Origin of the sequence: Xenorhabdus kozodoii (genome assembly GCF_002632875.1) — a bacterium.
GTDB lineage: Bacteria > Pseudomonadota > Gammaproteobacteria > Enterobacterales > Enterobacteriaceae > Xenorhabdus > Xenorhabdus kozodoii.
In genome coordinates this window covers 86,573-99,083 of sequence record NZ_NJCX01000004.1, presented here as the reverse complement: position 1 = coordinate 99,083, position 12,511 = coordinate 86,573, and the positions used below count along the sequence as shown (strand labels likewise).

The 12,511-nt window shown below is 45.3% G+C and carries 8 protein-coding genes; 3 read left to right on the top strand and 5 right to left on the bottom strand.

What is annotated here, in order from left to right:
• Positions 1 to 285: 285 nt before the first annotated feature.
• Genes malM through malK form a run of 3 tightly spaced genes read right to left on the bottom strand, consistent with a single transcriptional unit; the run spans position 286 to position 3,670 of the window.
• On the bottom strand, positions 286 to 1,260 hold the full coding sequence (malM, locus tag Xkoz_RS03760) for a maltose operon protein MalM (RefSeq protein ID WP_099140832.1): 975 nt from the start codon (positions 1,258 to 1,260) through the stop codon (positions 286 to 288).
• Positions 1,260 to 2,516, bottom strand: a complete 1,257-nt coding sequence (locus Xkoz_RS03755; RefSeq protein ID WP_099140831.1) for a maltoporin — start codon at positions 2,514 to 2,516, stop codon at positions 1,260 to 1,262. Before Xkoz_RS03755 ends, malM begins: the two co-directional genes overlap by 1 nt.
• Positions 2,517 to 2,560: 44 nt before the next feature.
• Positions 2,561 to 3,670, bottom strand: coding sequence for a maltose/maltodextrin ABC transporter ATP-binding protein MalK (malK, locus tag Xkoz_RS03750; protein ID WP_099140830.1), 1,110 nt, complete (start codon positions 3,668 to 3,670; stop codon positions 2,561 to 2,563).
• Between the two features lie 428 nt (positions 3,671 to 4,098).
• Between malK and malE the strand changes: the two genes are divergently transcribed.
• The 3 genes from malE to malG all read left to right on the top strand — a co-directional run bounded on the left by malE (position 4,099) and on the right by malG (position 7,851).
• Complete coding sequence (gene malE / locus Xkoz_RS03745) at positions 4,099 to 5,298, top strand: maltose/maltodextrin ABC transporter substrate-binding protein MalE (RefSeq protein WP_099140829.1); 1,200 nt, start codon at positions 4,099 to 4,101, stop codon at positions 5,296 to 5,298.
• A gap of 90 nt (positions 5,299 to 5,388) precedes the next feature.
• Positions 5,389 to 6,948 (top strand): maltose ABC transporter permease MalF, encoded by a 1,560-nt coding sequence (malF, locus tag Xkoz_RS03740; protein WP_099140828.1) that lies wholly within the window; start codon positions 5,389 to 5,391, stop codon positions 6,946 to 6,948.
• Positions 6,949 to 6,960: 12 nt separating this feature from the next.
• Complete coding sequence (gene malG / locus Xkoz_RS03735; RefSeq protein ID WP_099140827.1) at positions 6,961 to 7,851, top strand: maltose ABC transporter permease MalG; 891 nt, start codon at positions 6,961 to 6,963, stop codon at positions 7,849 to 7,851.
• 54 nt (positions 7,852 to 7,905) lie between these two features.
• On the opposite strand, the gene malQ is transcribed toward malG, so the two are convergent.
• Both malQ and malP read right to left on the bottom strand, forming a co-directional pair.
• Complete coding sequence (gene malQ, locus Xkoz_RS03730) at positions 7,906 to 10,017, bottom strand: 4-alpha-glucanotransferase (protein WP_099140826.1); 2,112 nt, start codon at positions 10,015 to 10,017, stop codon at positions 7,906 to 7,908.
• 9 nt (positions 10,018 to 10,026) lie between these two features.
• Positions 10,027 to 12,492, bottom strand: a complete 2,466-nt coding sequence (gene malP, locus Xkoz_RS03725; RefSeq protein ID WP_099140825.1) for a maltodextrin phosphorylase — start codon at positions 12,490 to 12,492, stop codon at positions 10,027 to 10,029.
• Positions 12,493 to 12,511: the final 19 nt, after the last annotated feature.

Genomic DNA, 12,511 nt, shown 5'->3' with positions numbered 1-12,511 from the left:
GTTGATACCTCCCCGCTGCGCGGGGAGGTATCAGACGCATCTTGAAAGGCGACGGGTATAGTTTAAATATTTTTAATAAAATGGCTTTTTCGTCTATTTACATGATTCTGCTCTTGGAACTGCCTGTTAGCCAATTTGTTATCCCGAATTCGGACTAAATATGATGATGGTAATAACATGCAATGAAAATTCATTTGAGAAGAGTGATGAGATGTATCATGTAAAGAGCCTATTCCTTTAGGCTCTTGAGTTAAAGATTTCTCTATAATTATTTGATAAATCAATTTATTTTTTGTTTTTTATCACTTTGATAAAAGTTTCTCGTGCCGTTGGGGAACCAAGTCGTTCTGCTTCATCTAACAGTTTCAATGCCTTATCAATATCACCATTGTTAATAGCTCTTTTGATAGCGTCATTAAAATACTGTTCGGTATCGTTCAGTACAGGTTTAACTATTGAGGTTGCCGATTGCGAGACATCCGTCGGGGCTGTTTTTATCGGCGATATGGATGCTGTCCGTGTAGCACCGACTGTGATTGGTTTAGATGCAGATGAAGAGAATACCTGACCAATCAATATATTGCCTGCATTGCTTTCTGACTGCACTTTTAATGTTAATTCACCTGTTTCCGTATGATGGGCTATCGGATCTGGAATATTCGGTACAGAATTACCGATTCCTTTAGCATAAGCCTTAGCAGGATCGACCATTTGCGTTGAAGTTTGTAAATCAGAACGCGTGGTATAAATCAGCAAATAAATTTGTTGCTGTCCCAATGCTGGCGTCAGCTTTAATACCCCTTCAAGCCGGTCAACAGACATAATACCTGGCCGTTGATATTGAAAATAATGGCTTGGATAAAAGGCGGCAGGACGGAGTTGTTCATCAAATACTAAAACATTCGGTGAATATACCTGCTTATCTTTTATCAGACTGCTCAGGGTGATTTCCAGTGAGCCTTGATTGGCGGGTAAAGCAAATGTGGCTATCGCACCTTGAATATGACCCTCATTAAGCTGCTGTGACGTACTATTAAGAATAATCGTCTGTGTGCCATGCTCATTGATGGGCTGCCACTGTAATTTCTGTAACATTGGCAAAGACAAAGTGGGTGCAGCATGGGTTGTTTCTATGCCCGGTTTTGCCCGATGAGTTATTGTCGTACCGGATACGGCTGTATCAGGCAGTGCAGCATAACTCGCCGGAATCAAGTTGCAGAACAGGGCACTGAGACAAAGTGGGAGTAATTTCTTTTTCATTACCACCAGGCCTCAAATTGGGCGCCAAATGTAAATTCATCGCTGTTCCCACGACTGAATTGACGTGCCGCAGTATCTTGGTAGGCAGTACCGTTGTCATAACCCCATTTTTCATTCCATTTGGAGTAAGTCGTAAATAAACGGATAGCCGGGCGTGACCAGATGCTGTCACCGGCTTGCCACTGTTGAGCCAACGTGATCTTGAACTGATCATTGTTTGCTTTAGTTCGTTGCGACTTCACATGGTCATAACCCACTTCCATTAAGGTACTCATTATCGGTGTCCACTTATACATTGGACGGACACCTACGGTGTACCATGTGTTGCCATTGTTATTTTTGAGGTCAATGTCTTGATACATGGCGACATACATGAGATCCCATTTCTTGGTGATACTAATGGCACCATGATCCAGAATGCGTAGCATGTGCCCGTCATTATTCACATTGGCACCTTCGGCACGGCCATTATTGTTGTTAGTCATGGCGTCAGCTGCGTACTGTAAGACAAATTTGTTGAAGCCATTTAACAGGCTTTGGGTATGTTCGGCAGTCAGCATCACGCCGTCTTTGGATGCCTGTTTATCAAGCTGATATCCTTTCCGTGCATTAGCTCGGCCATAATCGATACCAAACTCTAATGTGCCACCTGCATTGACGGGTAGGTTGGCTAACCGTATATCGAAAATATCATTTGACGTTGGAATTTCCTTGCGTTCATTAGCGATCCAACCAACCGAACCGCCTTCTTCTGTATTGCGGGTGACAGCGAAGGAAAGTTTGCCAAAACCGAGATCGATATTTTCCAGTCCTGCACCAGGGCCGGAAATATCCCAGTAATAGAAATCGATCATATGTACATCATGACGCTGGTAGAAACGTTTACCCGCCCACAGTGTTGTGCCGGGTAACCAATCAATAATATTGGTTGCTTGCACGTTGGCTTCGCGAAAACCAGGTTTGGTATCTTCCCAGTCTTTTTGCTGACTGACGGAGTAAGCTAAATTGGTATCAAAATAGAAACTCTTATTACCTTCTTTCCATAACTCTTGCCCTAGCTTAAGTTCGGCGTAGGTTTCACATTCGTTACCAAGGCGGTATTTACTCGGTGCCCCAGTAACTTTGGCACATTTTTGCTCACCGCCACTACCCGTCCAGCCAATACCTGAACGGGCATAACCGTGGAAGTCAACAGCAATAGCTTGCATGGATAATAAACTGGTTAGCATAGCCAATGAGAGAGACAATATACGCATAATGATTCTCCTTTTATTTTTTATGGCCGCGGCGACTAGAGATACTAGACTCCGGGTTCTTTATGTAAACGCTGACATGCAGTGCCATCCTCACGGAAAAGGTGGCATCGGTGAGGCGCTAATCCGATAGTGAAATTAGCCCCTTCTTTTACGAGAACAATATCAGGTTGGCGATAAACCAAATTTTGATGAATGGCAGGTATGCGGATGTGGATCTGGGTTTCGTTCCCCAGTTGTTCCACGATCTGTACTGTCCCTTCTAACGTAACATCGGCCACATCATTAGGCAAAAGATGTTCAGGACGAATTCCCAACGATACATTACTACCGACAGTTAACCCTTTGCTTTCAACAGGCAACCAAACGGGCTGGCCGTTAGGTAAAATAATCTGTACCTGATCAACGGCAATCGCTGAGACTTTGACGGGCAGGAAATTCATTTTCGGTGAGCCAATGAAACCGGCAACAAAGCGGTTGGCGGGATAGTGATAAATTTCAAGTGGCTTACCTACCTGGGCAATATTGCCGCCCTCCAGGACAACAATCTTATCTGCCAGCGTCATGGCTTCAGTTTGGTCATGAGTGACATAGACCATTGTACGTTGTAGTCGCTTGTGCAGGCGTGAAATTTCAATTCTCATTTGTACACGCAGGGCCGCATCCAGATTGGAAAGAGGCTCATCTAGTAGGAAGATATTGGGTTCTGCAACGAGCGTTCGACCAATGGCGACGCGCTGGCGTTGACCGCCGGATAGTGCCTTGGGACGGCGATTCAGTAGATGGGCAAGCTGGAGGGTTTCTGCAACCTGCTGCACTTGTTTTTGGATGTCGCTTTTCTTGACACCAACCAGCTTCATGCCGAAAGACATATTGTCTGCAACAGAGAGATGGGGATATAGCGCATAAGATTGAAAAACCATGCCAACACTACGTTTGGCGGGTGGAACATCATTCACCCGCTTTCCGTCTATCAGCAAATCACCAGACGTTACGTCCTCCAACCCTGCTATCATCCTTAGCAACGTCGATTTCCCACACCCTGACGGGCCGACAAATACGACGAACTCTCCTTCCTGAATATCAAGATTGAGATCTTTGGAGATGACAATTTCACCATATGATTTAGATACATTGCGGAATGTGACGCTAGACATTTGTTCCCTCCCTCGGATTTGCCGCTTCAGTTTTTTATCCGTTTCTTATTTCGTTTCCGTTTCCTATTTGTCGTAGCGAGAAACTGAGTGAAAAACTGATAGCTGAATTGTGTATAAAATAACAGGCGCGAAAATCCTCCATCCCAGAATTTTTGATGGTGGAGGAGCCAGGAGGACGAGCTTAATGTGATTAAGAAAGGAAGAAGAAAATTGTCAGGTAAGATGTGATTTAAATCGCAAAAAAGAATACCACCTTGATGTTAACGTTCTGATTTTAATTGTTTTTGTAAGCCAGTTCACACTCATGCGGTATGAGGCGTAGAACAGAGGAGGATGAGTCTTTTTTACATTGATTGCACACTGGTGCCATTTTATCACGGTGTAATAAAGATAATTGTCTTGAACTAACAAATGAAAAAGGCGGAATGATGACCAAGAAAATTTTAAAAGTGGGGGCTAGCGCCCTAATGCTTTCCGTTTTAACAACGTGTGTATTGTCTGCTTCGGCCTTCGCAAAGCCGGAAGAAGGAAAGTTGGTCATTTGGATCAATGGTGATAAAGGCTATAACGGACTGGCACAGGTTGGTGAAAAATTTGCACAAGAAACGGGAATTCCTGTCACTGTCGAGCACCCTGACAAACTGGAAGAAAAATATACCCAAATTGCCGCCAGTGGCGATGGGCCAGATATCATTTTTTGGGCACATGATCGTTTTGGTGGTTATGCCCAATCAGGGTTAGTTGCTGAGATTACGCCTGATAAGTCGTTTATTGATAAGTTATTCCCCTTTACGTGGGATGCCGTTCGTTATGACGGAAAATTAGTCGGGTATCCAGTCGCCGTTGAAGCCCTTTCTCTTATCTACAATAAGGACTTGATTAAATCGCCTCCCAAAACATGGGAAGAAATCCCTGCCTTGGATAATGAGCTGAAAAAACAAAATAAAAGCGCAATTATGTTCAATTTGCAGGAACCGTATTTTACCTGGCCGCTGATTGCCGCTGATGGTGGATATGCCTTCAAGGCAGAGAACGGGACTTACAATGTTAAAGACAGCGGCGTGAATAATGCGGGTTCTAAGGCGGGGATGACATTTCTGGTTGATTTAGTCAAAAACAAACATCTCAATGCAGATATCGATTATTCCATCGCTGAAGCTGCCTTTAATAAAGGCAAAACAGCAATGACGATTAATGGCCCTTGGTCATGGTCGAATATAGATAAAAGTAAGATTAATTACGGCGTTACCCTATTACCCACTTTTAAAGGTAAACCCTCTAAACCCTTCGTTGGCATTTTAACTGCGGGAATTAATGCGGCCAGCCCTAATAAAGAGTTAGCAAAAGAATTTTTGGAAAATTACCTGCTGACCAATGAAGGATTGGCCATGATAGATAAAGATAAACCGCTTGGAGCAGTGGCCTTAAAATCTTATCAGGAGATCCTGGCAAAAGATCCACGGATTGCCGCTACGATGGCAAATGCTCAAAACGGTGAAATTATGCCGAATATCGCCCAAATGAGTAGTTTCTGGTACGCAATGCGTAGTGCTGTTCTTAACACGATCAGTGGGCGTCAGACGGTAGATGCTGCCCTTAATGATGCTGAAGCGAGAATGACAAAATAAACGAATGACAGGCTCCTGAATCTAAGGAGCCTTAGCCCTTATTGTGACAGGTTTGGGATAATCACAATTGTTGGTAACAGGAAGTGCAAGATGTCAGCGACATTAGAAAAAACAACATGGTGGCAGCATCCTGCCCTGAAATGGTTTGCTGTAGGCTTTTGCCTACTTTTTACAGGTTATCTGGTTGTGCTGATGTATGCGCAGGGAGAATACCTGTTTGCTATATTAACACTGGTATTACTGGGAAGCGGCATCTATGTTTTTTCCAATCGGAAAACGTATGTTTGGCGCTATACTTACCCTGGAATTGCTGGAATAGGGCTATTTATACTGTTTCCGCTTATCTGCACAATTGCGATCGCGTTTACCAATTACAGCAGTACCAACCAATTGACGTTTGAACGTGCTCAAACAGTATTAATGAGTCGCCACTACCAGACAGGGGAGCCGTCCAATTTCAAACTCTATCCGGTATCTGAACAGTGGGTCTTGGCTTTGAACGTCCCTGATAGCACTCACTTATTGATATCTGAACCTTTTTCTCTCGCGGGAACGGAAGAGATTGTTCTACCTCTCCACCATGAAGAGGGAAAAAAATTTGAAGACAATGCTGCGACATTACGCACTATTACTCAGTACCGGCAGGCGTTGAGCCAATTGGTAGCCGTTCTTCCTGATGGCAGTAAATTGAGAATGAGTTCGTTGCGTCAGTTCTCTGCTATCAATCCTCTTTATTCCCTTGATGAAGATGGGATAACGCTGACCAATAGCCAAACTGGCATACGATATCGGCCAAATATGGATACAGGGTTTTACCAATCCATGAATGCTAAAGAGGAATGGACTCAGGAGACGTTAAGCCCTGGCTTCACGGTTTCGATTGGTTGGAAAAATTTTCTGCGGGTAATGCAGGATGAGGGTATCCAAAAACCTTTTCTGTCCATTTTTATCTGGACAGTGGTTTTCTCTCTATTGACCGTGGCATTGACGGTTGCCCTGGGGATGATCCTCGCTTGCATTGTACAGTGGGAAGCGCTTAAGGGGCGGGCGATTTACCGTGTTTTGCTGATTTTGCCTTATGCTGTTCCCTCGTTTATTTCCATTCTGATTTTCAAGGGATTGTTCAACCAGAGTTTTGGTGAAATTAATCTGGTACTCAATGGGTTGTTTGGTCTTAAACCTGATTGGTTTACCGATCCGACACTGGCTCGAACCATGTTGGTTATTGTCAATATGTGGTTGGGTTATCCCTATATGATGATCCTTTGCATGGGATTGCTGAAATCTATCCCCGATGATCTTTATGAGGCATCGGCACTCGATGGTGCTGGGGCGTGGCAGAATTTCACCAAAATTACCTTCCCATTATTGATAAAGCCTTTGACGCCGTTGATGATTGCCAGTTTTGCCTTTAATTTTAATAACTTTGTCCTGATTCAACTACTCACTAACGGTAAACCTGATCATATTGGGACATCGACCCCTGCGGGTTATACCGATCTTTTAGTGAGTTATACCTACCGTATTGCGTTTGAAGGAGGCGGTGGACAGGATTTTGGCCTGGCGGCAGCAATTGCAACCTTGATCTTCTTATTGGTCGGTGCATTAGCCATCATCAATTTGAAAACGACCCGCATGAAATTTGATTAAGGAGAAAAGAAAATGGCGATGGTACAACCCAAATCGCAACGATGGCGGGTATGGGGAACACATATAGTCATGTTGGCTTTTATTGCCCTGATTTTGTTCCCTCTGCTGATGGTAATTGCCATTTCTTTGCGCCCAGGAAATTTTGCTACGGGTAATTTGATCCCAGACACTATTTCATGGGAACACTGGAAGCTGGCGTTTGGTTATAGCGTGGAATCTGCTGATGGACAAGTCGTTCTCCCCCCATTTCCGGTTATGCAATGGCTTTGGAACTCTGTAAAGGTTGCTCTCATTACTGCTACTGGCATTGTGGCCTTATCAACGACGTGCGCTTATGCATTTGCCCGAATGCGCTTTCGTGGGAAAGGCCCCTTACTCAAAGGCATGTTGATTTTTCAAATGTTCCCGCCGGTACTTTCTCTGGTAGCACTCTATGCCTTGTTTGATCGATTGGGAGAATATATTCCTTTCCTTGGTCTCAATACTCACGGTGGTGTGATTTTTGCCTATATGGGCGGAATTGCGCTGCATGTATGGACGATAAAAGGGTATTTCGAAACGATAGATCGCTCTCTGGAAGAAGCTGCCATGTTGGATGGCGCGACATCGTGGCAAATTTTCCGTTTGATACTGTTACCGCTTTCTGTCCCTATATTAGCCGTGGTGTTTATTTTGTCGTTTATTGGCGTCATTACTGAAGTGCCTGTTGCATCTCTGTTATTACGTGATGTAGACAACTACACGCTGGCAGTAGGAATGCAGCAATATCTCCATCCACAGAACTATCTCTGGGGCGATTTTGCGGCTGCGGCTGTGTTGTCAGCCATTCCTATCACGGTGATTTTCTTACTTGCTCAACGTTGGTTGGTTGGTGGATTAACATCGGGGGGTGTGAAAGGTTGATTCTCTCCCCAACCATATTTAGCGATATGATTGGGGAGCCGCTTTATTGCTGGGTTATGAACTCTGTTTTCGGCACTCTCCTACCGCGTGTAACAAACGGTTGATATGGGTATCTGCAAACATATCTTCCAGCGTAGTGGTGAGTTTTCGTCGCCAATTGGGATATTCCTCTGTTGTACCAGGGATATTAACGGGGAGTTCCATATCCAACCAATCTTCAGGCTGTAATCCTAATAAAGCACAGGTGCTATGGGCTATATAGCGATGTATGCTTTGATTTATCGCATTGGACATCGGATATTCAGTTTGTGCCAGTGGTACTGATCCCTGTAATGGGTCTTCCGATAAATAGCCGTGACGATTTAAGCTGGTTAATAATGCTTGCTTGCAGCGTTTGCGTTCCGAATATAAATCAGCAAGCAGCGCTTTATCGGGATATAAGCCGATGGATTCTCCTAAGGTGAGATCTTCATGTTGCCAGAATCCGCGTAAGGTAGGTAAGTCATGGGTAGTAATGGTTGCCATGGCTTGTACGGGATATTCATTGGGAGGACGGTATTCTCCCTGATCATTACGCTCAAAGTAAAAGACCTTATAGGAATAAACACCCCTATCCCGTAACTTATCGACAATTTCTGCCGGCACAATCCCCAAATCTTCGCCTATCACTAAGCAATGGTTGCGCTGGCTTTCCAATGCCAATATTGCCAACAGATCGTCAACCGGATAATGGACATAAACGCCTTTATCGGCCGTTTCCCCCTGTGGTATCCACCAGAGCCTGAGCAATGACATTACATGATCGATACGCAATGCACCGCAATGGCGCATATTGCTACGCAGTAATTCAATGAAAGGTTGATAGGACTGGGCTTTTAATACGTGGGGATTCATTGGTGGAAGCCCCCAATTTTGCCCCAGTGGTCCCAGAATATCGGGAGGCGCTCCTACCGATGCCTTAGTGCAATAGATGCTTCGATTACACCAGGTTTCAGAACCTCCTTGTGCGACACCAACGGCAAGATCACGGTAAATACCAATCGGCATGTGATTGGTTTGGCTGGTAGTGAAGCACTCGGCAAGCTGGGTATCAGCCAACCATTGCAACCAAAGGAAAAACGCGATCTCTTGTGGGTGTGAATGACAGAATGCGGTAACTGTGTCACTCTCAGGCTCACGATATTCTTCCGGCCATACAGGCCAGCCCCAATAAGCATGATTTTCCGCATATAACTTATGGTGTAGGGCATCGTAAGCAGCCTGATAGTAAAGATTCTTGCCCCCTTTGGTCACAAACTGTTGGAAAGCCACTTGTTGGGGATCATCGTCAGAACGGCGCTTAAAATGCGGATAAGCCAGGCGCAATGCGGTCATTTTTAGTGTCATGACGGTGGTATAATCGACCCATTCTGCTTGGCGGGCTTGCTGGAGTCTGGACTGTGTTTCCGCTAACTGCCACCACGTTTGTGCTTCGACACTAAGATTAAAATCTTCTACCTGAGTCACGGCGATATAGATGGTATTGAGCCAGTGGCGGGAAGATGGGCTGTAAGGGCTGGCATTTTCAGGCATGGCAGGATAGATGGCATGAAGAGGATTCAGGCCAATAAAGGCACCACCCCGCTGTGCCAGTTCTTGCAACATATATTTTAGATCGCCAAAGTCACCAATGCCCCAGTTGTTTTCTGATCGCAGGGTATAAAGCTGAACACAAGCTCCCCACAATTTTTCTCCATGTGTTATCGCATCGGGTTCGTAACAACGTTCAGGGGCAACAACAAGTTGTATGGAATCCGTTTCTGGTTTCACTGCCGATGTCAGGTTCAGGGTGTGATATCCCAAGGGGAGGTCTGCTGGCAAAGTGAGTTGATGCTGGCAATGGCCATGAAGTATTTCCCCTTGTTCAGTGTGAATCTGCCACTGGTAATGATTGGTATCCTCCAGTGGCAGAGTCACCGTTTGCCCCTGATTGACTACTTTAACCTTCGGTAAAGAAGGCGCATGCAGATGAGAAACCGGCCTCCCGACCGGTATATCTGTACCCATGGCTTCTAAGATCCGATGTCTGGTTTCAGCAGGGATCGCCTGAGGTTTTCCATAGGCATTAATATATTCGCTGACAATACCGGCCTCAGTTGCCCAGTCATTGAGGCATTTTTTTTCCATACCTAGCCCCTATTTGGTTTTCCAAATGCGTTGTTGATAATCCTGAATCGCGCGGTCAGAACTAAAGTGACCCATTCGAGCGGTATTTAATAGGGTACTGCGCGTCCAGCCTTGAGTATCGCGATATCGGGTGTCAATTTGCTTATGGGCATGACAATAAGAAGCAAAATCAGCCAGAACTAAATAAGGGTCTCCACCGTCAGTCAGGCTATGCAACATCAGATCAAATGCGTGCGTATCGCCGTGGCTGAATTCACCATTGGCGAGGGAGCCAAGGATATCTTTTAGATGATGATCCTGTTGAAGGATATCTTGTGGATGGTAGCCGCTGTTTAATAACGCCTTAGCCTCTTCTACGGTCTTGCCGAAGATAAAGATATGGTCGTTTCCAACGTGTTCAGCAATTTCGACATTCGCGCCATCCAGTGTTCCAATCGTGAGTGCGCCGTTTAAGGCTAACTTCATGTTGCCTGTACCGGAGGCTTCTTTGCCCGCTGTAGAAATCTGTTCTGACACATCGGCCGCTGGGATCATCAGTTCTGCGGCGGAAACATTGTAATCGGGAATAAAAGCAATTTTGATGCGATCACGGACGATCGGGTCATGATTGATCTTTTCAGCCGCATGATTAATGGCAGAAATGATGTTTTTCGCCAGATAATAGCCAGGAGCGGCTTTGGCACCGAACAGGAAAACGCGGGGATAGATATCTAAGGCCGGATTTTCCTGGATCTGCCGATAAAGTGACAAGATATGGAGCAGGTTCAGATGTTGACGTTTGTATTCATGTAGGCGTTTTATCTGGATATCAAAAATAGCATGGGGATCAATCTTGAGTCCCATTACCTTATTAACATAATTGGCTAGGCGGATTTTATTGTCTTGCTTAACGGTTCGATAATCTTCACGGAAGGCAGGATCATCGGCGTAAGGTTCCAGTTGTTTTAAGACAGCAAGATCATTGACCCACTCTTGGTTTAATGTGTGATCAATGAGTGAAGAGAGGGCGGGGTTACACTGTTTTAACCAACGACGTGGAGTGACACCATTAGTCACATTGTGGAATTTAGTTGGCCACAATTGATGATATTCAGGGAACAGGTCTGCCACGATCAAGGATGAATGCAGTGCGGCAACGCCATTGACGGCAAAGCAGGCGACAACACACAGGTTAGCCATTCTGACTTGATTGTCATAGATAACCGCCAATTTTTCCCAGATTTGTGGGTTATCAGGCCAGTTTTGCTCCACCGTTTGTTTAAAGCGTCGGTTAATTTCCTGAATGATACGGTGATGGCGTGGCAGTAGCTCACTCATCAGTTTTTCATCCCAACGCTCTAAGCCCTCTGGCAACAAGGTGTGGTTGGTATAGGCGAAAGTGTTTCCCGTGATTTCCCATGCTGTATCCCAACTTAATTGATACTCATCAAGCAGGAGACGCATCATTTCAGGAATTGCGATGGTTGGGTGAGTGTCGTTAAGCTGGATAACTTCGTATTGTGCCAGCTCTTTGATGTTGCGCCCTGCCTGTTGGTGGCGGCGCAAAATATCTGCCACGGCGCAAGCACACTGAAAATATTGTTGCATCAGGCGCAGTCGTTTCCCTGCTTGATGATTATCATTCGGGTAGAGAACTTTGGTCAGGCTGGCGGCTTCAATGCCTTGTTGTTCCGCGTGCAAGAACTGTCCATCATTGAAAAGTGACAAATCAAAGGGACTATCGTATGTCGCTTGCCACAGGCGAAGCGGTTGCGTCACACCGTTGTTATACCCAATCACGGGTAAATCCCAGGCTTCGCCAATCAGGGTAAAGGCGGGAACCCAGGTTTCAAGGCCATCGGCAGTGGTTGCGATTTCGCCACCAAAATTAACATTAATGTTTAGTTGTGTATTATGGCGAAACCACGGGTAGGACTCACGTTCCCAATCATCGGGCGCTTCAATTTGTCGCCCCTTGTTAAAAGATTGGCGGAAAAGTCCATATTGATAATTAAGGCCATATCCGATAGCGGGTTGATTGAGGGTTGCCATTGAATCGAGAAAACAGGCGGCCAACCTTCCTAAGCCACCATTGCCTAATGCGGGATCAGTTTCTTCTTCCAGCAAATCACTCAAAATGATGCCATCTTCGGCCAGATAAGACTGGATATCGTCATACCAACCAAGATTTGACAAGTTATTCGCTGTCAGCCGGCCGATCAGAAATTCCATTGAGAGATAGTTCACATGACGTTGGCTGTCAGAGGATGGAGGGATACAGTTTTGCTGAGAGGGGAGTGGAGATAATTCAGACACGGCTGCACTAATGGCCTGCCACCACTGATGTGGCGTCATTTCCTGAGCTGAGTTGAGACCGAAATATTGCCACTGACGCGTCAGGGCAGCCTGAAATAGCGATTTATTGAATTTCGGGTTCTTATCCGATTCGCATTTTCTATCTAATGGGGATTCTTTGTTTAATGTGAATAGTTGCATGGCATTGCTTCCTGTCACT

Excerpts from the sequence above, each read along its gene's own strand:
- malQ (WP_099140826.1), bottom strand. The coding sequence starts at position 10,017 with ATGGAAAAAAAATGCCTCAATGACTGGGCAACTGAGGCCGGTATTGTC.
- malM (WP_099140832.1), bottom strand. The coding sequence starts at position 1,260 with ATGAAAAAGAAATTACTCCCACTTTGTCTCAGTGCCCTGTTCTGCAAC.
- Xkoz_RS03755 (WP_099140831.1), bottom strand. The coding sequence starts at position 2,516 with ATGCGTATATTGTCTCTCTCATTGGCTATGCTAACCAGTTTATTATCC.
- malG (WP_099140827.1), top strand. The coding sequence starts at position 6,961 with ATGGCGATGGTACAACCCAAATCGCAACGATGGCGGGTATGGGGAACA.
- malF (WP_099140828.1), top strand. The coding sequence starts at position 5,389 with ATGTCAGCGACATTAGAAAAAACAACATGGTGGCAGCATCCTGCCCTG.
- malK (WP_099140830.1), bottom strand. The coding sequence starts at position 3,670 with ATGTCTAGCGTCACATTCCGCAATGTATCTAAATCATATGGTGAAATT.
- malP (WP_099140825.1), bottom strand. The coding sequence starts at position 12,492 with ATGCAACTATTCACATTAAACAAAGAATCCCCATTAGATAGAAAATGC.
- malE (WP_099140829.1), top strand. The coding sequence starts at position 4,099 with ATGACCAAGAAAATTTTAAAAGTGGGGGCTAGCGCCCTAATGCTTTCC.